The sequence below is a fragment of the Halosubterraneus shenae genome (genome assembly GCF_050510935.1).
Lineage (GTDB): Archaea > Halobacteriota > Halobacteria > Halobacteriales > Haloferacaceae > JBDGPU01.
On record NZ_JBNLVO010000001.1, the window covers coordinates 177091 to 200749 of the forward strand.

The window sequence follows — 23659 nt, forward strand, 5'->3', positions numbered from 1 at the left end:
TCCTCAGCGGTCGAGCGCGTCCCGCAGGAACGCGAGCTGGTGGCCGACGGCCGACTCGAAGTCCGCGCCATACACCGACCAGTGGTCCGCGGGCATCTCGACGAAGGTCACGGCCGCCCGGTGGGAGGCCGCCGACTCGATCCGCTCGGCCGCGCGTTCGACCCGGTCGGCTGGCGCCTGCGCGTCGTCGGTACCCGCAAGCACCAGTGCTGGGACGCGCAGCTCGTCGAGCGCGTCGGTGACGTCGTGGCGCGCGAGGCGCCACAGCGACCGCGCCGGCGTCACGTTCCGCCAGTCTGACTCTCGGTCGACGAGATCGAGGTACGATCGCTTGTCAGTCACCGGCGCCAGGTCCGCGGCGGCGCCCGCGATTGGCACCTCGCGGTCGCCGCGGACGCGCCCGACCGTCGCCCCGCGCAGGCCGGCGGCGAGCACGCGCAGGAACGGCTTCCGGCCGCGCTGCCGGAGGAACGTTCGCCCGTCGAGGATGGGAGTGATCGCCATCACGGCGTCGACGCCGCCGGTTTCCGCTGCGACCGCTACCGCGTGGGAAGCGCCGAGGCCGTACCCCGAGACGACGGTCTCGTCCCCGACGGCCTCGACGGCCGCCACCCGGTCGACGGCGGCCGCGAGGTCGTCCCGGTGGCGTGCGGGGGCGATCGCCTGGTCGTCGCCGTCGGACGCACCGAAGCCGCGATAGTCGAGGGTGAAGGCGGCGTAGCCGTTGGCGGCCAACCGCTCCGCGACGGCGGGCAGCCCGAACTTACGGTCCGCGCCGAGCTCCGGGGCCAGCACGACGACGGGCGGGTTCTCGGTGCTGCTCGGGAGGTACAGCGTTCCGCGACAGGTGTCGCCGTTGCTCTCGACGTCGACGTCGCGGGTCGCGTAGCGCTCGCGGGGCGGCCAGTCGAGGTGCTGCTGGGCGCGGTTCCGCGGTTTTCGGCGCGTCACGGGCTTTCGGTGCCGTCGACCGGTTCGTCGTTCGTCGCCCCTTCGCCGCCGTCCGTCTCGTGACGCACCGTCTCGAGCACGCGGGTCGAGAACTCGGTTTCGGAGATGGCGTAGTTCGTGAGCTGCTCGAACCACTCGGCCTCCGCGTGCCAGTGTCCGAGCACGTCGCCCGGGGAGCGGACGACGGTCGCGTCCACGCGCATCGGCTCGCACTCGTCCGCCTCGATCATGTCGATGAGGGTGTTGCACGCGCGGCCGATCTCGCCGTCGTGGACCCGGTCGGCGGGGAATGCCGTCATGTACTCGAGGTCGATCTCGCCGTCGTCGACGGAGAGCTGCTCGACGCTGATACCGTAGCTCCGGAGCTCGGCCTCGAGCGTCGCGGCGTCCGTGTTCATGGTAGAGACACTCGGCATCGAGCGGTAAAGCGGTACCGGGAACGCGGTCGGGGAGAACGCGGCGGTGGTTGGTCAGGCCGCTCGTCGTGGCGGTCGCCGCGAGGGGTTGCTCGCTTCGAAAAGCCGCGCGCGGGGGGTCGCCGGTGAGCCCGGCGATCCGATCGGTCTTGTCAGAGGCACACGATTTGTCCCACGCGGCACTCATCCATTGGCGGGGTTGGGATTTAACCTCTCTGTGAAAACGCCTTCACCTCCTTGAATTTCGAGAACAAATCATCGAGGCGAACTATCAGAGTTAAGGTATAAGGGGGCGGTATTCACTGCCTGTAGGGCGTACTCGTCGGGTCTTCGAGCAGAGCTAATAACTCGAACGACGGACAATTTCGCCGCCACCTCCGAGATCGGTCCCGAACGCGTTCGGCGGATTCCGGGCGGCGCTTCGGATGTACTCGCGTCAGGCGAGGTCGACGTCCAGGTGGCGTGCGAGGAACGTCCACTGCTCGGCCTGCTCGGCGACGACCATCGAGCGCGGCTTCCCGACGCCGTGGCCGGTGTCGTCGTGGACGCGCAGGAGGATCGGGTCGTCGTCGGTCGTACGGTGCTGGAGCCGCGCCGCGGTCTTGCGCGCGTGGCAGGGGTGGACTCGCGTGTCGCCCGCGGCGGTCGTCAGCAGCGTCGCCGGGTAGTCAGTCGCCTCGACGTGGTGGTACGGCGAGTAGTCGTGGAGCCACTCGAACGCCTCGGGCTCCTCCGGATCCCCGTACTCCGTCGTCCACGAGGCGCCGAGCAGGAACCGGTGGAAGCGGAGCATGTCGAGCAGCGGCACCCGACAGAGGACGGCGCTGAACAGCTCGGGCCGCTGGGTTAGCGCGGCGCCGACGAGGAGCCCGCCGTTGCTGCCGCCGGTGATCGCCAGTTGGTCGTCCGAGGCCCAGCCCTCGTCGACGAGCCCCTCGGCGACGGCGAGGAAGTCGTCGAAGACGTGCTGTTTGTGCTCGCGGCGCCCGGCCTCGTGCCACGCCTCGCCGTACTCCGTCCCGCCGCGCAGCGTCGCCAGGACGAACACGCCGCCGGCGTCGAGGAACGGCGCGAGATAGCGGTCGAAGACCGGCGTCCGGTTGACGCGGAAGCCCCCGTAGCCCGTTAACAGCGCGGGGTTGTCGCCGTCGGCGGCGACGTCCTCGCGTCGCACGACGAACGCGGGGATCTCGGTCCCGTCCGCCGATTCGAACCACACCTGGGAGACCTCGACGTCGACGTCGAACGCGACGTCGGGCGACTGGAGCGTCCGCACGTCCCCGGTCGAGAGGTCGACGGCCTGCGCGCTCGCGGGCCGGTCGAACGACTGGGAGCGGAAGAACGCCGCCCCGTCGTCCGTTTCGACCTCCTCGACGGAGCTGAAGGCGTCGAGGTCGACGGACCGCTCGTGGTCGACGGGCGGAACGCTGGCGTCGACTCCGTCGTCACCGTCGCCGCCGATCCCGAACACCTCCAGCTCCGACTGCGCGTCGCGGTGGTAGTGTGCGAGGATTCGGTCTCCGGTCGCGGCGATCTCGCGAAGCACGGCGTCCGATTCGGGGATCGGCTCCGCGAGGTCGTCGATCGCGAGGCTATCGGTGGGGTCAGCAGCGCCGTCGGACCCGTCGTTGTCGTCGTTCTTGACGAGTGCATCGAGCGGTGCGGCCAGCACGCGCGAGCGCGACGCGCCGTAGTCGGTTCGGACGTAGCAGACGCCGTCGTGGAGGGTCGGCTCGAAGACGGCGTCGTAGCCGGTGAGGACCGGAGAGAGGTCGAGGGCGGCGTCCGGATCCGTCGGGTCGGCGTCGAGCGCGTAGACGTCCGATCGGTCCCAGCCGGAGGAGAACGTCGCGACGAGCACGTCGCCCGCCGTCGCCAGCGAGGGCCAGACCGTCTCGCGTACGTCGTCGGTGACGAGCCGGTCCTCGCTCGGGGCCGCGCCGAGCTCGTGGAACCGGACCGACTTGTCGAGCTGGCCGTCGGCGTCGGATGCTCCGTCCTCGCCGGCCTCGTGATCCGGGACGTCGGCGCTGCCCGTGCGGACGTAGTAGAAGCCGTCGTCGGTCCAGGCGAGGCCGCCGGTGCCGACGCCGCGGCCGACGTCCGACACGACCTCGATCGTCTCCCCGGTGTCGAGGTCGGCGACGTGGACGTCGTACTGCTCGGTGCCGCCGACGGCGACGCCGAACGCGACCAGGTCGCCGTCCTCCGCGGGGACGAACCAGTCGATGGAGACGACGTCGGCCTCCCAGTCCTCGGGGTCGGCAAGGACGCGGGCCTCGCCCTCCGGGTCGTCGCGGACGACGAGCGAGGGCTGCTCCGCGTCCGGCTCCCGGACGTGCTGGAGCACGTAGTCGCCAGCTGGCGTCGGGGTCCCGTAGTCGGCGGACTGCGCCAGGTCGGCGAAGTCGGCCTCGAGCGCGTCGCGCGTCTGGCCGGCGAGGACGGACTCGGTGTGCTCGTTCTGCGCGTCGGTCCAGGCGGCGACCTCCTCGTCGTCGGCCTCGAGCCAGCGATAGGGGTCGGTGACCTCCGTCCCGTGCAGCTCCTCGGTAACGGGACGGCGCGGGGTTTCGGGGGGTTCCATGCCCGACGCTTGCCGTCGCCCGCCTAAAACGTGTGGGCGCCGGAAGCCTGTGGACGCCGGCGGCGTGTGGGTGCCGGCGGCGTGAGAGCGGCCGACCAGACAGGCCGACGAGCGGGCGAGCGACCGCGACGACCCCGATAACGCCTTAAGAGCCCGGGCGCAACCCCGGGTATGAATCTCGTCGAGGCGTTCCGTGCGGAGGATGCCGCCGTCGCGGTGGTCGGCGCGGGCGGCAAGAAGACGACGATGTACGCGCTCGCCGACCGGCTCGACCGCGCCGTCGTCACCGCGGCCGTGCGCATCCCGATCTTCGACCAGCACGTCGCCCGTGTGGCCGTCACGGAATCGCCGCTGGACGAGCTCGCCGCGGCCGACTCCGGGGACTTCCCCCTCGGCCTCGTGCCCGAACGCGAGAGCGAGGAACGGTACTACGGCTACGACGCGACTGGCGTCGACGATATCATCGCGGCCCACGACGGCCCGGTGCTGATCAAGTCGGACGGCGCCCGGATGCGCGATTTCAAGGCGCCGAAGGACACGGAGCCGCAGATCCCGGTCGAAACGGACGTCGTCGTCCCCATCGCCAGCGCCCACGCCGTTGGCGAGCCGCTGGACGAGGCGATGGTGCACCGGCCCGAGCTCGTCGCCCAGCTCGCGGCCGACGCCGGCCTCGACGTCGCCGTCGGCGACGAGATCACGCCCGAACTCGTCGCGACGGTCCTCGCGAGCGACGACGGCGGCCTGAAGCGGATCCCCGCGGGCGCGACGGTGATCCCGCTCGTCAACAAGGTCGACGACGCCGACGACGAGTCCGTCGCGCGCGCCGTCGCCGACGCGTTCTTCGACCGCCTCGACGAGCGACGTGACGCTGGTGCCGAGGTCCCCGAGGTACCACACCTCGTCCTCGGCCACCTTGCTGCGGGCGACGTCGTGGACGTGGTCGAAGCATAGTCGGTCGGGTTTGGCGATTCTCCGAATCCTTCGTGGTTCTTCCGTCGTTCGGCTACCGTTGCTGCTTGCAACACCGCTCAGCGTGCCCAGAAAGCCCCGGTCGCGGAGCGCTCATGCTTATAAATAAGGTCGGCTAACGTCGCGAGCGACACCACTCGGCACGCCCAGAAAGCCCCAGCCGCTAACCGGTCGCGCTTATAAATAAGGGCGTCTCACGACGCCAGCGACACCACTCGGCACCTCCAGAAAGCCCCAGCCGCTGAGCGGCCGCGCTGCTCGCTGCGCGCCTCGCCGTCTCTCTCGCTCCCTTCGGTCGCTCGTTCGTCGGCTGCGGTGCTTACTTCGCAGGGCGTCCCGCTCAGTGGCTGCCCCTTTCAGTCCCGCCCGGGAGTGGTGGCCGGGGCGCCGCTCGCGGCGGTTGCCGGGCGGTCGCGGCGCACATGTGTGGTGGCGCGCGCGAGCAACGCGTGCGAGGGAGGCCGGCGCCGCGGCGGTGCGGTACCGGCGCCGGCCGAGGCTGGGGAGGGCTGAGGCATGCGGTAGCTGTGCGGTCGCGTTGCGGTCGCCGTTGCCGTCGCGGTTGCTGCCCTGGCGGACTGAAAGGGCGATGGCCGGTCGCGCCGCAGGGGAGTCGCTGCAACGACCCCTATCCACGGCGGGCGGTGCGGAGAGCCGTGGATATGTCGTGCAGCGACCGCGAGCGGCCGAGGGCTTTCTGGGTGTTTGCGGTGCTGTCAAGTGTAGCAGCGTCTGCTCCTGTCCGTCCGACTTATAAACAGGAGCGGCCGAGGGCTTTCTGGACGTTTGCGGTGCTGTCGAGCGCAGCAGCGTCTGCACCATTGAACTCGATATATAAACAGCAACGGCTGATGGTCTGCCAGCCGTTCAATCCCGTTCCAGACACGTTCGTTTCAACGAGGGAATACAAACCGACGAACACACCGCTGTACAGCGATTTAAACCGGTTTAAATTTCGCTAAACCGGGCTGACTGACTTGACTTTATATCCCGTTCTCGGTCGTTGGTTGGGATGTAATGAAGCGAACCGTGGCAATCACGCTGGCGCTGGTCACGCTTATCGCGGCCGTGGGCGTCGGCCCCGCGGCAGCGCTGGGCGCTGGCGACGTCGGCACCACGAACGCGGTGGACGCACAGAACGAGACGAACGAGAGCGACGTCGCGCCCGGCACGCAGCTGAGCGCCGTCGTCGGCGTGCAGGAGTCCGAGATCGAGGGATCGATCGAGTCCCGCGCGTTCGGGCACGCGGTCGCGAACGCGACGACCAACGAGTCGAAGGCCGAGGTCGTCGCCAAGCAGCTCGAGCGGAACCGCGAGCGCCTCGCCGAGCTCCAGGAGCGGAAGCAGGAGCTGAAGGAGGAGCGCGCGGCCGGCAACATCAGCGAGGGCCAGTACAAGGCGAAGATGGCGAAGATCGCCGCCGAGACGGCGTCGATCAAGCAGACGACGAACCAGTCCGCGAACGCGACCGAGGGGATCCCGACCTCGGTCCTCGAGGAGCAGGGCATCAACGCGAGCGCTATCCAGCAGCTCCAGGAGAACGCGAGCGAGCTGAGCGGCGGTGAGGTCGCCGAGATCGCGAAGAGCATCGCCGGCGAGCGCACCGGGCAGGCCGGCGGCGCGCCCGACGATGTCGGCGAGCGCGGCGAGGCCGGCGACCGCGACGAAACCGAGGACGCCGAGGACAGCAGCGGTGACGGTGCCGGCGACGGTGCTGGTGACGATGCTGGCGACGGCGCTGGTGACGGCACGAGCGACGGAGACGGTAGTGGCGACGGTACTGATGACGGTAGCGGCGACGGCGACGGCACCAGCGATGACGGCACCAGCGACGACGACACCGACGGAACGGAGACGGGCACGGACACCTCCGGCACCGACGGTGAGGATGGCGCCTGATCACGGGACCCCGTCGCGACGCGCGGCCGACACTGAAAAGGGCACTCCGGGTAGAAGTCGGGACACATGACTGACCGGACGCGACTGACTTCGGGCGTGCTGGCTGCACTCGTGGTCGTCGGTCTCGTCGCGGTCCCCGCGTTCGGGGCGGGGACGGCGACGGCTCACGAGTCGACCGGGCAGGCGTTCGTCGTCGACCTCGACGCCGAGGGCGACGCGACGGTGACGCTCCGACTCACGTACGACCTGACGACCGACGACGAGAAGGCGGCCTTCGAGGACCTGAAGAACGACGAGGAGGCGCAAACCGACTACCGCGAGCGCTACGTCTCCAGGCTCGCGGACGTCGCGGGGAACGCCGAGAACGAGACCGGCCGCGAGATGGCCGTCTCCAACGGCTCGATCGAGCTCTCGACGACGGACGACACGGGCATCGTCGAGCTCTCGGCCGAGTGGACGGGCCTCGCGAGCGTCGCTGACGGCGAGGTCACCGTGACCGAGCCGTTCGCGAGCGGTTTCGAGCCCGACCAGCAGTTCGTGGTCGTCGCGCCCGACGGCTACGAGCTCTCGTCGTCCGCGGTCGACCCAGCGGCGACCGACCACGGCGCCGTCATCTGGGAAGCCGGCACCGACCTCTCCGGCTTCGAGCTGACGTTCGCCGAGAGCGACGAGCCGACGGCGACGACGGCGGCCGAGACGACCGAGGCTGACGTTAGCCCGGCTGACGCCGGCGATAGCGCGCCCGGCTTCGGGCCGGCGCTCGCGCTCGTCGCCCTGCTCGCTGCGGCGCTGGCCGCCGTTCGGCGGCAGTAACGCGCGGCTTGCGGTCGCTGTTTTCTCACGCTGAATCGTCGAGCGATTATTGCACTTAAAAGGGGTGCGACCCCTCAGACGACGCGCTGGTACTCCATCTCCGCCTCGTCCAGCTCGTCCTGCGTGTTGACGTTCGTGAACGTGTGCTCGGTCGTCTCCGCGCGGATCTCCGCGTCGCTGACGACGGCGTGGTCGAGCGTAAACAGCGGCTCGATGATCTTCCGCTTGCCCGCATCGAGGGCCTCGTCGCAGGCGTCGGCCATCGGCGTCGCCCGGTAGACGGCCTGGGTCGTCTGGAACCACTCGTCCTCGAGCTGCGGGACGGCGGCGTCCCGGCCCGCCGCGAGGTCGAGCAGGTGTGCGGCGAAGCCCGGGTCGACGAACGGCATGTCGCAGGCGACGACGAAGACGTACTCGTCCGAGGCGGCTCGGCAGGCGTTCCGGATGCCGGCCATCGGGCCGAGGTCGGGTTCGTCGTCCTCGGCGTAGGTCACGTCGAGGGGGTAGCCCTCCATCGCCGCGCCGATGGCCTCGCGCTGGTCCGGGCGGCAGTTGACGACGAGGTCGTCGACGACCGGTTCGCCGTCGCTGGCGGCCGCGCCGCCGGGGTCGACGGGTGGGGCCACGCCGGCGAGTCGGTCCGCGACGCGGCGGATCATCGGCACGCCGGCCAGCTCGGCGACGGCCTTGTCCGCGTCGCCGAAGCGCGTCGAGCGGCCGCCGGCGACGATGGCTCCGGTAGGCATGGCCGGGAGTCGGCGGTGGCGAGGCAAAGACGTGTCGCACGCGAGCGAGGCGACCGCCCGGGGCGCGCCACTGCTCGCGTCGTTGCTCACGCCGCTGCTCGCGGCATCGTTTGCGCCACCGCTCGCGCCATCGCTCGCGGCCCCGCCAACCGGTCGGCGTGCCAATGCGACCCGACTGTCATCTTTCGGTTCTTGCCGGCACTGCCCGGGCTAACCCCACGAGCATATATGTACCGAGCGAGTAGCAAGCGATCAGATGGGAGGGCGCACACACGTTCTGCGGGCGGATCTATCCGCGGGCACCGTCGAGCGGGAGCCCGTTCCCGAGGCCTGGCGACGCCGTGTCCTCGGCGGGAAGGGCCTCGGCGCGCGCTACCTCTACGACGAGCTCGACGCCGGCACCGACCCGCGAGGGCCCGAGAACCTCCTCGCGTTCTGCGTCGGCCCGCTGTCCGGGGCGCTCCCGGGCGAACAGCGGTACGCCGCCGTCACCAAGTCGCCGCTGACCGGCCTGTTCCTGGACTCGTACGCCGGCGGCGACTTCGCCGCGCGACTCGCCGGCTCGCTGGACGACTGCCTCGCGCTGCTCGTCACCGGCGAGAGCGACGAGCCGGTCCGGATCGAGATCAGCGAGGGCGACGCGACGATCGAACCGGCCGAGACCTGGGGCGCCGACACGGTCGAGACGGCCGAGGCGCACCCGGATGCGGCCGTCGCCTGTGTCGGCCCGGCCGGCGAGCGCGAGGTCGCGTACGCGACGATCGCCTCCGACGCCGGCGACCACCACGCGGGCCGCGGCGGCGCCGGCGCGGTGATGGGCGCGAAGGGGCTGAAGGCCGTCCTCGCGCACGACGGCCCCGCCGAACCGCCGACCGAGGCGCTCGCGACGCTCCGCGAGGAGTACACCGCGGACTACGCCGCCGACGACACCGGGCGCTGGCAGGCCGCGGGCGAGACGCTCGAGTCGATCGACTTCGCGAACGAGGTCGGCGCGCTGGCGACGGAGGGCTGGCAGAAGGGGCAGTTCGACGCCGCCGACGACGTCGGCATCGGGGCGGCACAGGAAGCCTCGGTCGGCCGCGAGAACCCCGACGAAGCGGTTCCGGGCGGCTTCCGGATCGAGACCGACGAGGGCGAGACGGTGCCGCGCGGCGCGACGCCGATGACGCTCGGTGCGGGCCTCGGCGTCGACGATTTCGACGCGGTTGCTGCCCTCGGCGAGCTCTGCGACCGGCTCGGCGTCGACGTGATTACCGCCGGCAACGCGGTGGCGTGGACCGTCCGCGCGGCCGAGCAAGGCGCCGTCGACGCCGACGTCGAATTCGGCGACCCGGACTCCGCGCAGGCACTTATAAAGGCGATCGCGGAAGGGGAGAATGCCGCGGGGTCCTCGTCGATCGACCCCGCCGTCGCCGCCGCGCTCCGCGAGGGCGTCGACGCCGCGGCCGCGGAGTTCGGCGCGGACACGATCCCGACGGTCAAATCGATGGAGCTGCCGGCGTACGACCCCCGCGCCGCCGCCGGGATGGCGCTGGCGTACGCGACGAGCGACCGCGGCGCCTGCCACCGCCGCGCGCGGCCGATCGAGCGCGAGGTGTTCGACGCGTGGGACCGCGACGAACGCGTGACCGCCGTCGTCGCCGCCCAGGACACGCGCTCGGTCCTCTGGAGCCTCGTCGCCGACGACTTCGCCGGCGAGACGATGTGGCAGGACTGCGGCGCGACGTTCATGACGGCCCTCGCCGAGTCGACCGGCATCGACTACCCTACGGAGCCGGCCGCGCTCCGCCGGACCGGCGAGCGCATCTGGACGCTCGTCCGGCTGTTCAACGCCCGCGAGGGGGCCGACCGCGGCGACGACGTGCTGCCCGAGCCGCTCCGCGAGCCCATCGCGGACGGCCCGGCCGAGGGCGAGCGGATCGACCCCGACGCCTTCGAGAACCTGCTCGACGCCTACTACCACGCTCGCGGCTGGAGCGCCGACGGGCTCCCGACCGCGGCGACGCTCGACCGGCTCGACCTGGCGGCGCTCCGCGACGGGGCGACGCCGGTCGGCGACGCGGGGGACGCGGCCAGTACTGCTTTCGACCGGACATCGGAGCGGACCAACGACCATGACTGATACCAACCGGATCGACCTCGACGAGCTCAGCGGTAGCGACGACGCGGACGACGAGCCCGACGCCAGCCGCGGCGACTGGTTCTGGCAGGGGGACGGCGACCCGGACGCGGAGCCGGACGAACCCGACTACAACCCCGCGGAATCCGGCGTTTCGCGCCGGATGGCGGCGGACGTGGACCAGATCGATAGCACCGGGACGACCGATGGCGACGCCGCCGGCGACGCCGCCGGCGACGCTGCCGGTGCGGACGCTGACTCCGATACCGGCGCCGCCAACGCCGCCGCCGATGCCGACGCTGACGCCGCGGACGACGCCACCGCCGACGAGGATACCACGTCGCACGCGGCGGCCGATGACGACCGCGGTGCCATCCCGCGCGTCCCGCGCGAGAACGACGACAGCCCGGTCGGCGTGCCGTCGGACGCGGGCGGTGCGGGCCCGGGTGCGGGCCCCTCCGAGGCCGCGCGCAGGCAGTCGGGCGGCGGGTCGGCTGCGGCTGGCGGCGGTGCGGCCGACGACGGCGACGCCGCGCCGGGAACGCCCGAGGGCCGAAACCCCGAGGTCGGCACGAACGAGGCGCGGAAGGCCGTCGAAGCCGGGCAAGCCGAGGCACAGGGCCCCCACGGCGGCGGCGTCGACGACATGACGATGGCCATCTCCTACAACGCGATGACGCAGCTGTCGGACCCGCAGCTCACCGTCGCGAAGGCGCGCGAGTGGGCCGACTGGATCGGCATCGTCGGCGAGGTAAAAGCGCCCGTCATCAACCAGTTCCAGCGCGAGAACACCGTCGACGCCGACTTCTTCAACGGGACCGGCACCGGGCCCGCGGAGCGGCTGGCGAACATCGGCGAGACGTCGATGTTCTACGCGGAGCGGATGGTCCTCGTCGGCACGCCCGAGGACGAGTGGATCGCGGAGGAAGCCGGCTGGGAGTTCATCCCCTTCGAGTCCGCCGCGGAGAAGGCGGACTGGCAGCGCGAGGAGTAGCGCGAGCGGCGGAGCGAGGAATGGGGCGAGAAGCAGAGCGAACCGCAGCGAGCGGGATGCTTTTAAACCTCGCCGGACGAGATCGCGGTGAGACGCCGGGCCCACCCGGGTGTTCTGCGGTCTGCATCCAAAGCGTTTAGAGGATGGTAGCCGATGACACGGACGTTATGTCGATGCGCAACGCGTTCCAGCACAACAAGTTCGTCCTCGGCGGAGTCGTCGCCTTCGCCATCTGGACGGTTCTGACGTTCATCAACGTGGCCACGAGTATGGGTCCGTTGACCCTGGATAACTGGGTTGGACAGCACGGCGTCGGTGGCGTCGTCGGACTCATCGCGCTCGCGATCGTCTTCGGGCTCGCGCTCACGACCTACGGCACGCTGGCCGAGGACGACCCCGCGCCCGAGGAGTGGCCGCCCGAGAGCGCCGAATAACTCGACGACCGAGCTGACGACTAACTCGACGACCGACCCGACGCCCCTATCAGTCACCGTCGTCGTAGTCGTCATTACACCGAGCGCGTCCGACGTTCGGCGCGCCAGATTCCGACTATGCGAGTACACCTATCCGACCGTTTTCACGAAGCTGCCGATGAGTGGGCCGAAGAGCGCGTCATGACCGAGGAGGCCGCCCTCGAGTCGAAGGCCGAGCAGGCGCTCTTGGAGATCGAGCACCTGGTTACCAACTCCACGGAGGTGGAGTTCGAACTCGACGACGGCCACCTCGTCTACGACCCGAGCGACGGCCTGTACGCGTTCCTGAGCGAGCAGGCCGAGGACGCCGGCATCGACCCCGAGACCGTCCTGTCGATGTACGTCGACCTGTTCGCCGGGGCGTTCCTCTCGGACGACACGAAGACGCCCGAGGACGACACCGGGGCGACCGCGGAGTTCGATCCCAACCCGGACTTCGACGCGTAACTCTCGGTTGGATCTGGGGTTCCTTCTCAGCCCGGCAATCTTCTCTGTTATCTTAAAGCGGTATTTAAACCTGCGGTCGCTATTGGGCTTGACGGCGCCGCGAACACCTCGGAAGCCCGCGAGCGCTCAGCGGCTGGGGCTTTCTGGGTATACCGAGTGGTGGCGACGACTATAGCCAACTCCATTTATAACCACGACCGACTCAGCGACTGAGGCTTTCTGGGCATGCTGAGTGGTGTCGCGGGCGACGTCTACCGTATTTATAAGTGCGACCGTTCAGCGACTGGGACTTTCTGGGCATGCCGAGTAGTATCGCTAGCGATGACACCCAACCACCAATCGACGGGTACCGAGCGGTGTCGCTGTCAACGTTGCGAACGTATCCGATCAGGATGTACGTTGGAGAGCCCGGTCACTGCGCCACCAGAGCCCCAAAACCCGCCGAATACGCCAACTCGACGACAGATCGCGAATAGCGGGAAAGAATTATACCCTCTGACGCAGATTGAACGAGTATGAACAACTTCACGGAATGGAAACCCAACGCGGCGGTGCAGGAGATCGACGGCTACGAGACCTGGACCCACACGGCGCCCCACGAGATCAACGACGACGAGGTCGACGGTGACATCGACCTCTCGGACCTCATCGACGACGACTGACGACGCGGCTGTTTCTTTCGCTTTCCACGCTCGGTAGCGACTGCGCTCCGCGGGCGGCTGCGCTCCGAGAGTGACTGCACCTTTAAAAACCTCACCGACAGAGCGCCTCGCGAGCGCCGGTTAGACCATCTGGTCGGAAATCTCGTCCTCGAACCCGACGTAGCCGGCGAGCAGGTGGCCGGCGGCCTCGTAGAGCGTCTCGTCCGTGGTTTCGACGACGTCCGCGGCCATGTCGTCGATCCAGTGGGAGAGGTGCTCGTCGTGGAAGACGCGCTGGAAGCCGAACGCCTCCTCGTCGCCGCTCCGCTGGCGCTTGACGAGGTAGCGCAGGAAGGCGAGCTCGACGGCGACGTGGTCGTCCTCCTCGGGGTAGTCCTCGGGCGGCGTCCAGCCGGCCGCGTTGTAGCTGGCTTCGACCTTCGCGAGGCCCGCGCCGCGGAAGTCCGTGTCCTCGCGGTAGTAGGTCTCGTGCGGCTGCACCGGCGGGCGCGGGCCGACGAACACGCGCGTGTACTCGACCTCGAGGTCCTCGCGAACCTCCTCGGCCGTCCGGTCCGCGTTCTCCTCCGCGAACCGCTCCAGGGCCTCGAAGCCGGCGTCCAGCTCGTCGGACACCTCGCCGTCCGGGATGGTGAAGTCCTTCTCGAGCAGGCGCTCGAGCAGCTCGATCGGCGGGTAGTCGGCGTACACGTCGACGAGGAAGTTCACCAGCTCTAAGCGCGCCTCGTACAGCGCGGTCTGGTCGACGCTCATTGGCCCTCACCTCCGGACCCCGAACCCGGCTCACCCGGATTCGCCCCCGGGCCGGGCTCGCCCGGCGCCGACCCCTGGCCGCCGGGGCCGGTGTCGGGGCCGTCGCCCTGGTCGAACAGGATCCGGGCGCGACAGTCGTTACAGTACTCGAAGATGTTCCGTCCGTCCGGCGCCATGCCGGTCACCAGGTCGCCGACTTCCTCTTGCACCTTTGCAGCGGAGCCCTCCGAGGTGAAAGGTGTGCCGCACATGGTGCACTCGCGCATTTCGCCGTCGAAGACGGTCGTCCAGGGGTCGCCGCCGTTGTTCTCCGGCAGCAGGTCGAGGTGGAGTCCTTCCTCCACCTCGATGGCGTCCTCGACGCAGCCCTCCTCACAGAGCCCGCAGTTGACGCAGAGCTCGTGGTTGAAGCGCAGGTCCGCGGTCTCCTCGTCGCGCGCGAGGGCGTCCGTCGGACACATGTTCGAACACGTCGGCGTCAGCGTGCAGGCGTCCGAGACCTCGACGTTGCCGAAGCCCTCGAGGCCGCGGATCACGTTTCGCTCCGGCTCGACGTGCTCGAGGATCGAGCGGACGCTCTCCAGCGTCCAGGCGTGGTTGTCGAAGTCCGGGTTCGGGCGCGGCGGCGTGCCGTCGACCGAGCCGGCAGCGACGCCGCCGTCCGTCACGGCCGCGCCGTCTGGCGTGCCGCTGGCGTCGACGTCGATCCGGCCGGTCGCCTCGTGGGAGCCGGCCGGGACCGGGGACGGGTCGAGCGTCTCGACGACGAACCGGCCGAGCTCCTGCTCGAAGGCGGCGGGCTCCTCGCGGTCCGGCGCGAAGAACTCGACGCGCTTGCCGATTCCGAGGTCCCGCGTCGCCGTGTTCAGGCGGTCGACGAGTTCGGCCTTCGGGTCGGGACCGGAGTGGAGACAGGAGCCGCCACAGCCGACGATGGCGACGCCGTCGGCGCCGGCCGCGAGCGCGTGCATGACGTGGCCCTCGCCGACCGTGTCCGTACAGTTGACGTTGACGGGGAGGATCGGCGGGTAGTTCACGTCGTCGCCGGCGGCCGCGCGCTGGCCGAACTCCGAGAGGGCCTCCGCGGCGCGCTCGGAGCAGACGAAGGCGACGATGGGCGACTCGATGCCCTCGTTGCTGCCGCCGAAGAGCCAGCCGCCGTCGTCGTCGACGGTCGGCTCCATGAGTGCCTCGACCTCGCGAGCGATACGCTCGTTGGACGGCTCGCTCAGCTGGACGGCACCGGTCGGGCACGACGACGTGCAGGCGCCGCAGTTCTGGCAGGCGGTCTTGTCGAACTCGACCTCGTCGACGCGCGGGCGCTCGACGGCGTCGTGCGGGCAGGCTTCCACGCACTCGTTACAGCCGACCTTGCTGGAGGCGCCGGAGGCGCAGACGTCCATGGCGAGGTCGAGGTGGTCGGGCTTCGAGACGCCGCCGAGCATGGAGGTGACCGCGGAGATGGTGCCGGCGTCGACCGGGCCGGTGTAGAAGCCGACGCGGCCGCCGCGGGTCTGGTTCGTCGCGGCCGGCCAGACGACCTGGTCGACCTCGATCTCGCGGGCGACGCCGTCGACCTCGATGGCGTCGACCGGACAGCACTCCTCCCACTCGCCGCGCGGGGCGTTGGGCTCGATGTCGACCGGGCGCGCGGTCATGTGGTCGTCCGGCCCCTGTTCGAGACACTTCATACAGGAGATACAGTCCTCGGTGACGCCGGCCTGGAGCTCGACCGTGAACTCCCCGAAGCGACCGTCGACGCCGACGGGGCGCCCGCGTTCGACGGTGACCTCGTCGAGGTCGGCGGCCCCCGCGAGCTCCTCGCCGTCGGCGACGAGCGTGACGTCGGCCTCCTCGGCGAGCGCGACGGCGGTTTCCGGGTCGCCGACGACCATGACCTCGTCGCCGGCCTCCTCGGTGTGGTCGCTGCCGAAGGCCTCGTGTTCGAGGCCCGCGGATGCGGCGTTGAGCAGGCGCGCGGTCTTGTCCGTCGCCGGCCCCTCTTCGTGGACCCAGCCGGCGCCCTCCCGCTGGTCGACGAACTCGACGGCGTCCGGATGGAGCCCGTGGTCCGCGGCGGTCTCGCGGAGCGACTCCTGGACGCCGGGTTCCGGACACGAAATGACGAGCTGGTCGAGCTCGTGTTCCTCGATCACCGCTTCCATCCCCTCCAGCCCGTCCCCACAGAGCATCTGTGAGCTGGCGGCGACGTCGACGCCCTGGACGCCCTCCCTGGCGTCCTCGAGGTCGATATCGCAAGTGTCTGCACACGAGCAGACGAATGTCCCCGTTTTCATCAGTGTGAGATTACGCGAGCACCGGGAAAGGGCTTACCCTCTTTCCGGGTGCGGCCGGCCGTAGTTTATAAGCCCGTGGCATAAGTTAACAACGTATTGGATCCTTTACTAGTCGCCGTCGTGTATGGCGATTTGTTGCACCCCCGACCGGAAACATTGGCAAAAGACTAATAAGCGCCAGTTCGTGGGTTCGCTTGCATGCTACAACGCGCCGATCCCGTCCGGTCCGTTGTCTGTTTCACGGCGAGGTGGCGGCCGACCCGTGAAGCGGCGGACGTGCGGAGCACATTGGACTACGGCGGCGGACGGTCGAGCGCGTGAGGCAGCAGCCATGAGCGAAACAGAACCAGTAACTATCGACCTGGACAGGCGGTCCTTCATGAAGGCCTCCGCGCTGGCGGGCGCGGTCGCACTCGGTGGAGGAACGACCGGTCAGGTCCTCGGAGCGGAAGAGGAAACGAGCGGCGTCGAGGAGGACGCCGAGACAGCAAAAGTCGTCTGTAACTACTGTTCCATCGGGTGCGGCTTCAAGGCCGTCAAGAACGGCGACGCGTTCGTCGGGCAGGAACCCTGGATGGAGAACCCGCTGAACAACGGCTCGCTCTGTTCGAAGGGTGCCGGCATCCTGGAGACGGAGCATTCGCCGAAGCGCCTGAAGCACCCGATGCGGAAGGAGGACGGCGAGTGGAAGAAGATCTCCTGGAACGACGCCTACCAGCAGATCGCCGACCAGTACGACGAGATCGTCGAGGAGTACAGCCCGGAGAGCGTCATGATGCTGGGCTCGGCGCACCACTCCAACGAGTCCGCGTACGTCTCCCGGAAGTTCAACGCGTTCCTGGGCACGAACAACATCGACCACCAGGCGCGTATCTGCCACTCGACGACGGTCACCGGCCTCGCCAACACGTGGGGCTACGGGGCCATGACGAACACGATCAACGACTACCGCAACTTCGACCTGCTGATCATCATCGGCCAGAACCCGGCGGAAGCCCACCCGGTCGTGATGCAGCACATCCTCGAAGGCCAGAAGCGCGGTGGCACCGTAGTCTCCATCGACCCGCGGTACACGAAGACGTCGGCTCACGCCGACCACTTCTTCCGGATGCGCCCCGGCACCGACGTGGCGATCATGATGGGGCTCATCAACTACATCAAGGAGCAGGGCGAGCTCGACGACGAGATGCTCGACGAGCGGGTCATGGGCTGGCCCGACGTCGAGGAGGAGCTCGACCAGTACGACCTCGAGACCGCCGCCGACATCTCCTGGATCAACGAGGACGACCTCGCGGAGATCGGCGACATGATGATCGAGAGCAAGCCCCACATTCAGGTGGAGTGGGCGATGGGGGGGACCCAGCACAACAACGGGACCCAGAACATCCGGTCGTACGCGCTCTCCTCGCTGGCCACCGGCTCCGCCGCCCGCAGAGGTGGTGGGATGCAGGTCATGCGTGGCCACGCGAACGTCCAGGGAGCAACGGACCTCGGCGTCTCCTCCGGCATCCTGCCGGGGTACTACGGCGTCAGCGGTCCCGGCTCCTGGCAACACTGGACCAACGTCTGGTCCAGGAGCCCCTGGACGTCCGGCGAAATCACGGCGGAGGAACTCCACGACGAGTACTTCGCCACGATGGACGACGAGACGTACGAGCTGATAAACGGCGAGTCGCCGCCGGCGGACCGCGACACGAGCTGGCCCGACACGGACGGGAACATGATGTTCCGGTCCGGGCTGACGGTCGCTCGCTGGTTCGACGCGGCGCTGCCGCAGGAGGAACGGCTGAACGAGACGCCGGTGTACCAGCCGGACCCCGTCAAGATGGCCTTCTACTGGGGCCACTCCGCGAACTCGATCTCGGAGATGGACCGACAGCGGAAGGCGCTGGAGGCGCTGGACCTCCTCGTCGTCGTCGACGTGTTCCCGGCGGTCGCCGGGACGCTGTCGAGGGAGGACAACGTCCTCCTGCTGCCGGCCTCGAGCCAGTACGAGCACCCGCGCACGCTGACGAACACCCACCGCTCGATCCAGTGGTCCGAGCGCGTGGCGCCGCCGGGACACAACTCCAAGCCCGACCTCCAGATCTTCCAGGAGCTCGCCCACGAGCTCGGCTTCGGCGAGCACTTCGACTGGGGGACCGGCCCGGAGATCTACAACGGTCGGTCCACGCACGAGGACGTCGTCCGCGAGATCAACATCGGTACCCGGACGATCGGCTACCAGCAGCCGCCGGAGAAGCTCCAGGAGCACGTCGAGTACGACTGGGCGTTCAGCACGGAGACGCTCCGTGCTGAGAAACCGGGAACCCCGGTGTCCGGCGACTACTACGGGCTGCCGTGGCCATACTGGGGTGGCGACCACCCCGGCACGCCGATCCTCTGGACGTCGGAGGAGGACCCCCGCGAGGGCGGACAGGACTTCCGCGCCAACTGGGGCGTCCAGGCGCCCACTCCCGAGGAGTGGGACGCGATGGGCGTCGACAAGGAGTACCCGATGCAGGAGACGTACGACCAGGAGGGCGAGGAGGGGCTCGACATGCTGCGTGACTCCTTCGACCCCGACTGGTGGGACGGCGAGGGCGAGATCCAGGGTGTGCCGCAGTACCCCGGCTACGCCACCGTCCTGCCGGACGACCTGAGCAACTCGGGCGCGAAGTCGCTCCCGCAGCGATACGCGCTCCGTGCGGACAAGTCACCGTACGACACGGCCGTCGAACTCAACGAGAACTACGGCCGGGACTACGACCTCGACTGGTGGGAGCAGTACGACTTCAAGCAGCCGGACGCGCCGACCGGGCGCGGCCGCGCACGCGGTGTCGCCTGGAACTTCCTCGACACCGTTCCGGTCCACCGCGAGCCCGTCGAGAGCCCGCGGCCCGACCTCGTCGAGGAGTGGCCGGCGAACGGTCAGCAGACGCAGTTCTGGCGGCTCGACCAGAACAACAGCGTCGTGCAGGAGGAGGCGACGCGCTCCATCGCGGAAGCGGCGGAGGGCGACGCCAAACCGATGATCCTCACCTCCGGCCGACAGGTCGAACACCAGGGTGGCGGTGCCGAGACGCGGAACAACGAGCTCACCGCCGACCTGCAGCCGCACATGTACGCGGAGATCAGCCCGACGGTCGCCGAGGAGATGGACCTGCAGGGCGGCGAGGACCACGTCATCATTCACCCGACGGGTGAGAACAAGAGCAGTATCCTCGTGAAAGCGAAGGTCACCGGCCGCACCGAAACGGGCCGGGAGATCGAGGACGAAGAGATCTTCCTCCCGTACCACTGGGGCGGCGTGTTCGGCGGCAAGAGCCAGGTGGACCAGTACCCCGAGGGAACCGTGCCACTCGCGATCGGCGATTCCGCGAACATCGTCACCGCATCCGGATACGACGCCGAGACGCAGATGCAGGAGACGAAAGCGGCGATGGTCACCATGGAGAAAGCGACTCCCGCCGCGATAGAGGAGTACGACATGGAGTTCATCGACTATCCGCAGGACGAGCATGGTCTCGGCAAACAGAAGAGCTACGACACGCGTGACTGGGACATGAACGAGAACGCCTTCGGAGACGACTAACAATGTCAACAGAAAACCAGGGGTCCCGCATGAGCGACGGTGTGATGAGCACCGGCGACGGCATGCGGATCTTCCCCGACGTCGAGGCATGTATCGACTGCGGGTCGTGTGTCGTCTCGTGTAAACGCACGTGGGACATTCCGGCCGACGAACAGCGCATCAAGATCACCACGATGCTGGAAGGGCAGGAGGCCGACGAGGGGTTCAACGGCCGCCAGACGGACGCGCTCGCCCAGGGCAAGAGCCCCGGCGAGACGAACCTGCCGATGCAGTGTTACCACTGCGAGAACGCACCGTGTGTGTCGGTCTGTCCGACGAACGCGCTCCAGAAGAACGACGACGGCTTCGTGACAGTGACGGACGACCTCTGTGTCGGCTGTCAGTACTGCCTCTCGGGCTGTCCGTTCGGCGCGCCGCAGTTCCCGGACCAGAGCGACACCGTCGCGTCCGACGTCTTCGGCACGGGCGGTATCATGGACAAGTGTACGGGCTGCCGCGAACGGCAGCATGCCAGCCAGGGTCCCGCCTGCGCCGAGGAGTGTGCGACGGACGCGATCCTCGTCGGCACGACCAGCGAGATCAAAGACGAGCTCGAAAAGCGCGAGAGCGGCTCGTTCTTCAACGACGCCGCGCTCGACGTCATCTTCGGTGACGAAGCGGGGATGATGAAAGGACTATGAGCGAAAGTACCGACAACGGTGGAGTCTCGGACCGGATCGCGTTCTACGGGAGCGTCGTCTTCGGCCTCGCGTTAGCGACGGGTTCGGTCTGGTTCTTCAACCAGAAGATGGTCCTCGTCGAGGCGCTCCAGCGCGTCCACCCGACGGTGAGCGGTGGCGGCGTTGGCGCAGCCTGGGAGTACGGGATCGGCGTCGAATCGCTCAACCTGGCCATCAAACTTCTCCACATCGCGGACATCGTCCTCGGATTCTTCATCCTGGTGATGGTGTTCATCCACTGGGCGTCGTTCCACCGGCTGGCCGCCCAGATGAAGCCGCCGGCGGGGTCCGAGGCCGCGAGCAGCGACGCCGCTGCGACCGACGGAGGTGAACGCCAATGACGAGTCTCGACCACGGGAAGTTCTCCAGGATCACGACGACGTTCCACTCGCTGCTGGGACTCGACGTGTTCCTGCTGTTCTTCACCGGGTACGCCGTCGCGTTCAACGCCGAGCTGTGGTGGCTCCTCGAGCTGATGGGCGGCAACGCCGGCGTGCTCGCGATTCACCGCGCGGCCGGCTTCGGGCTCATCGCCCTCACGGGCTTCTGGGTGCCGTACATGCTGCTCAGTAGCACCAACGGCGCCGACATCTCCGAGCTCCTGCCGGACCTGAAAGACGACCCGGCGGCGTTCATCCAGGACGTCAAGTTCGCGCTCGGCCGGGCCGACGAACGGCACCCGAGCGCCCGCCAGTTCGCCGGCTACAAGGCCGAGGAGATGCCGCTGCTGTCGTACGTCGGCAAGGGCGTCATCGTCATCTTCACCGTCGAGCTGCTGCTCCTGATGATCTCGGGCCTGCTCATCTGGCAGAAGACCTGGCTCATTCAGGCGTACAGCTCGCCGTCGGTGGCGGTGGCGTTCGTCACGTTCCACGGCATCCTCGGCATTATCATGCTGATGGGGATCATGTTCCACACGTTTGAACACGGATTCCACCCCGCGTTCTACCCCGTCGAGATGAAGGCGTTCCTGCCGAAGGGCATGACGCCGGAGTTCCACGGTGACCCCGACGAGTACGATGGCACGGGCATCGAGCGCCTCCGTCGCAAGAAGAGCTGGCGGTGGGCGACGAACCTGTTCGGCGTCATGACCGTCGTCGGCATCATCAGCGTGCTGATGGCCTCGGTCACCTACGGTGGCTACCCGGTGCCGAAGACCCTCGCGTTCAACGAGGGTGGACTGCTCCGGACCATCGGTATCAACATCGGCTTCATCGTCCTGTTCATCGGACTGATGCTGTCGATGTACGGGAACGTCCTCCGCGCCCGGTACAAGGCCCAGCGGAAGGCCGAAGCGGAGGAGTCGTCCGCGGCCGCGGCCGACGGCGGCCAGCCGCAGGACGACTGAGGGGCCTCTGGCTGCTGCCCCCTTTCACGACGCGCTGATTCCGACTACTTGACGACTGCAGCTCGTTTTTCCGATCACGTTTCGGATGGTTCTCGGACTGCGAACGATGTGTGATCCGTTCGGTTGACCGTCGAGGTTTATAAATAGGCGTCGCGGGCGACACTGATCTTATAAACGAGACCGGTGGTCGTTGCTGGCGCCATCGCTCGGCACGCCCAGAAAGCCCCAGATATAGACCATTTTACTTATAAATAGGATCGGCTGTCGTCGGCGGCGACACCACTCAGCATGGCTGGAAAGCCCCAGCCGCTGAGCGCTCGCGCTGCTCGCTGCGCGCCTCGCCAGCTCACTCGCTTCGCTCGTTCGCTGGCTCGGTGCTATCGTCGCAGGGCGTCCCGCTCAGCGGCTGCCCCTTTCAGTCCCGCCCAGGAGTGGTGGCCGCGCGTCGCGACCGACGGTTCTTCGGCGGACGACGCTCGCCGGCTGTCGGGCGTGCGGTGCGGGGCGGTGGCGCGCGCGAGCAACGCGTGCTAGGGAGGGCGGGGCGCGCCGCGCGGTGCGGTGCAGTGCCGGCGCGCCCCGGCCGAGGCTGGGGAAAGCTGAGGCTTGCGGTTGCTGGGCGGTGCTGTTGCGGTGCTGTCGCGGTGCTGTCCTGGCGGACTGAAAGGGCGATGGCCGCTCTCGTGAGCGCAGCGACCGCGAGAGGCCGAGGGCTTTCTGGGTGTTTGCGGTGCTGTCGAGCGCAGCAGCGTCTGCACCTGTCCAACTATCTCCTTCTAAAGAGCGAACATGCACTCTCAGACTGCCGACCGATCAAGAACCTCTCTCATCGAGCGAGTATCCGAAACCGCAGCAAAAGCGGCCGTCAAAAACCCCAGCGCTGCGTCAGGAGATCAGGTCGATCGTTTCCTCGGAGAGGTCGATGGAGACGTCGTTGCGGGTCTGCTCCGACATCTGGTCGATGTTCCGGGTCAGGACCTCGAGGATGTCGTCGGGCTCGGGGTACACCAGCATGTTGTCGTTCTCGTCCTCCATCACCAGCTGGGTGTCCGACAGCTGGATCTGGTTGTCCTCGATGGACGCGACGATGGCCGGCAGGGCCTCGGCGCCGCCGGTGTCCCCTTCCTCGACGTAGGTGATGTACAGCGAGTCGATGCCGATGAGGTCCTTGTACTCGCGAATGCGTTCGGCGCATTTCACCATGTCCCGGGTGACCGCGGTCTTCTGGCCGTTCCCGTGTGATCCGTCGTAGCAGTGCTTGCACACCCGGAGTTCCATCCGCATACGACGAACTCAGGCGATGCACGCTGAAATACCTTTAGACAGCGGCTCCTCGCCGGCGCCGCGGGGAGTCGGGGTGATCCGCGGCGGCGCGGCGGCTACGGGGCGGTAAAAAACGGGAGAACGCGACGGCGCTTACTCGACGAGAACGGCGTTGACCTGGCCGGTCTGGCCGGGTCGGGAGGTGACGCGGGCGCGCCCCTCGTCCGTCTCGATGACGGCGCCCTTCGTGATGATGTTTCGGCGGACGTAGTTGACGTTCGCGGGGTTCTCGACGACGTCCTCGATCTCGACCGTGACGGTCTCGCCCTCGTCGGTCGCGACCTGCGCGACGTTCGTCGACAGCGCGTTGACCTTCTGGCCCGTGCCGCGCGAGTCGATGACCTTGAACCGCGGTTCGCCGAGGGTCGTCGGCGTCGCCACGCGACCGAGCTGGTGGCGCTTCTTGTCGCTCGAGTGCTTCAGTCGGCCGCCCGTACGCTTCCGATCGGAGCGTCCCTGGTCTTTCATACCCACGCAAACGCCCAGCGAACACTTGAACCGTTCGACTTGGGGCCATCCGCGTCGCGAGGGCGACTACGGCGGTCCGCGAGGGCGACCGCGGCGGGTCG

The 23659-nt window shown here is 68.5% G+C and carries 20 protein-coding genes; 12 read left to right on the forward strand and 8 right to left on the reverse strand.

What is annotated here, in order from left to right; translation table 11 throughout:
• Positions 1–3: 3 nt before the first annotated feature.
• The 3 genes from ACQE3M_RS00810 to ACQE3M_RS00820 all read right to left on the reverse strand — a co-directional run bounded on the left by ACQE3M_RS00810 (position 4) and on the right by ACQE3M_RS00820 (position 3954).
• Positions 4–951 (reverse strand): alpha/beta hydrolase, encoded by a 948-nt coding sequence (locus ACQE3M_RS00810; RefSeq protein WP_430503564.1) that lies wholly within the window; start codon positions 949–951, stop codon positions 4–6.
• A complete protein-coding gene (locus ACQE3M_RS00815; RefSeq protein WP_430503565.1) occupies positions 948–1349 on the reverse strand; it encodes a DUF8159 domain-containing protein in 402 nt (133 codons plus the stop codon). Before ACQE3M_RS00815 ends, ACQE3M_RS00810 begins: the two co-directional genes overlap by 4 nt.
• A 454-nt stretch (positions 1350–1803) precedes the next feature.
• Positions 1804–3954: a prolyl oligopeptidase family serine peptidase gene (locus ACQE3M_RS00820; protein WP_430503566.1), complete on the reverse strand. Its 2151-nt coding sequence runs from the start codon at positions 3952–3954 to the stop codon at positions 1804–1806.
• A gap of 171 nt (positions 3955–4125) precedes the next feature.
• On the opposite strand from ACQE3M_RS00820, the gene yqeC reads away from it, so the two are divergent.
• From yqeC to ACQE3M_RS00835, 3 genes are all read left to right on the forward strand, one after another.
• The gene (yqeC, locus tag ACQE3M_RS00825; RefSeq protein ID WP_430503567.1) at positions 4126–4905 is read left to right on the forward strand and encodes a selenium cofactor biosynthesis protein YqeC; all 780 of its coding nucleotides are present in this window, start codon (positions 4126–4128) and stop codon (positions 4903–4905) included.
• 1035 nt (positions 4906–5940) lie between these two features.
• Positions 5941–6822 (forward strand): DUF7096 domain-containing protein, encoded by an 882-nt coding sequence (locus ACQE3M_RS00830; protein ID WP_430503568.1) that lies wholly within the window; start codon positions 5941–5943, stop codon positions 6820–6822.
• Between the two features lie 66 nt (positions 6823–6888).
• Positions 6889–7635: a DUF7345 domain-containing protein gene (locus ACQE3M_RS00835; protein WP_430503569.1), complete on the forward strand. Its 747-nt coding sequence runs from the start codon at positions 6889–6891 to the stop codon at positions 7633–7635.
• Positions 7636–7709: 74 nt separating this feature from the next.
• Here ACQE3M_RS00835 and ACQE3M_RS00840 read toward each other — a convergent pair whose 3' ends face one another.
• Complete coding sequence (locus tag ACQE3M_RS00840; RefSeq protein WP_430503570.1) at positions 7710–8381, reverse strand: molybdenum cofactor guanylyltransferase; 672 nt, start codon at positions 8379–8381, stop codon at positions 7710–7712.
• Between the two features lie 256 nt (positions 8382–8637).
• Between ACQE3M_RS00840 and ACQE3M_RS00845 the strand changes: the two genes are divergently transcribed.
• The 5 genes from ACQE3M_RS00845 to ACQE3M_RS00865 all read left to right on the forward strand — a co-directional run bounded on the left by ACQE3M_RS00845 (position 8638) and on the right by ACQE3M_RS00865 (position 13076).
• A complete protein-coding gene (locus ACQE3M_RS00845) occupies positions 8638–10503 on the forward strand; it encodes an aldehyde ferredoxin oxidoreductase family protein (RefSeq protein WP_430503571.1) in 1866 nt (621 codons plus the stop codon).
• The gene (locus tag ACQE3M_RS00850) at positions 10496–11494 is read left to right on the forward strand and encodes a DUF7124 domain-containing protein (protein WP_430503572.1); all 999 of its coding nucleotides are present in this window, start codon (positions 10496–10498) and stop codon (positions 11492–11494) included. Before ACQE3M_RS00845 ends, ACQE3M_RS00850 begins: the two co-directional genes overlap by 8 nt.
• A gap of 167 nt (positions 11495–11661) precedes the next feature.
• A complete protein-coding gene (locus ACQE3M_RS00855; RefSeq protein WP_430503573.1) occupies positions 11662–11928 on the forward strand; it encodes a hypothetical protein in 267 nt (88 codons plus the stop codon).
• Positions 11929–12045: 117 nt separating this feature from the next.
• The gene (locus tag ACQE3M_RS00860) at positions 12046–12414 is read left to right on the forward strand and encodes a hypothetical protein (RefSeq protein WP_430503574.1); all 369 of its coding nucleotides are present in this window, start codon (positions 12046–12048) and stop codon (positions 12412–12414) included.
• Between the two features lie 515 nt (positions 12415–12929).
• Entirely contained in the window at positions 12930–13076 is a 147-nt protein-coding gene (locus tag ACQE3M_RS00865) for a hypothetical protein (RefSeq protein ID WP_430503575.1), read from the forward strand.
• Positions 13077–13196: 120 nt separating this feature from the next.
• Here ACQE3M_RS00865 and ACQE3M_RS00870 read toward each other — a convergent pair whose 3' ends face one another.
• Both ACQE3M_RS00870 and ACQE3M_RS00875 read right to left on the reverse strand, forming a co-directional pair.
• Positions 13197–13829, reverse strand: coding sequence for a TorD/DmsD family molecular chaperone (locus ACQE3M_RS00870; protein ID WP_430503576.1), 633 nt, complete (start codon positions 13827–13829; stop codon positions 13197–13199).
• Positions 13826–16126, reverse strand: a complete 2301-nt coding sequence (locus tag ACQE3M_RS00875; RefSeq protein WP_430503577.1) for a hydrogenase iron-sulfur subunit — start codon at positions 16124–16126, stop codon at positions 13826–13828. The genes ACQE3M_RS00870 and ACQE3M_RS00875 overlap by 4 nt, the downstream gene beginning before the upstream one ends.
• A gap of 331 nt (positions 16127–16457) precedes the next feature.
• Between ACQE3M_RS00875 and ACQE3M_RS00880 the strand changes: the two genes are divergently transcribed.
• Genes ACQE3M_RS00880 through ACQE3M_RS00895 form a run of 4 tightly spaced genes read left to right on the forward strand, consistent with a single transcriptional unit; the run spans position 16458 to position 21767 of the window.
• Positions 16458–19700: a molybdopterin-dependent oxidoreductase gene (locus ACQE3M_RS00880; RefSeq protein WP_430503578.1), complete on the forward strand. Its 3243-nt coding sequence runs from the start codon at positions 16458–16460 to the stop codon at positions 19698–19700.
• A 2-nt stretch (positions 19701–19702) separates the two neighbouring features.
• Entirely contained in the window at positions 19703–20380 is a 678-nt protein-coding gene (locus ACQE3M_RS00885; protein ID WP_430503579.1) for a 4Fe-4S dicluster domain-containing protein, read from the forward strand.
• Positions 20377–20760 (forward strand): hypothetical protein, encoded by a 384-nt coding sequence (locus tag ACQE3M_RS00890; protein ID WP_430503580.1) that lies wholly within the window; start codon positions 20377–20379, stop codon positions 20758–20760. Before ACQE3M_RS00885 ends, ACQE3M_RS00890 begins: the two co-directional genes overlap by 4 nt.
• Positions 20757–21767 carry a cytochrome b/b6 domain-containing protein gene (locus tag ACQE3M_RS00895; protein WP_430503581.1) on the forward strand — a complete coding sequence of 337 codons (1011 nt, stop codon included), beginning with the start codon at positions 20757–20759 and terminating at the stop codon, positions 21765–21767. The genes ACQE3M_RS00890 and ACQE3M_RS00895 overlap by 4 nt, the downstream gene beginning before the upstream one ends.
• Before the next feature lie 885 nt (positions 21768–22652).
• Here ACQE3M_RS00895 and ACQE3M_RS00900 read toward each other — a convergent pair.
• Entirely contained in the window at positions 22653–23051 is a 399-nt protein-coding gene (locus ACQE3M_RS00900) for a hypothetical protein (protein ID WP_430503582.1), read from the reverse strand.
• 132 nt (positions 23052–23183) lie between these two features.
• Positions 23184–23558, reverse strand: a complete 375-nt coding sequence (locus tag ACQE3M_RS00905; RefSeq protein WP_430503583.1) for a 30S ribosomal protein S8e — start codon at positions 23556–23558, stop codon at positions 23184–23186.
• Positions 23559–23659: the final 101 nt, after the last annotated feature.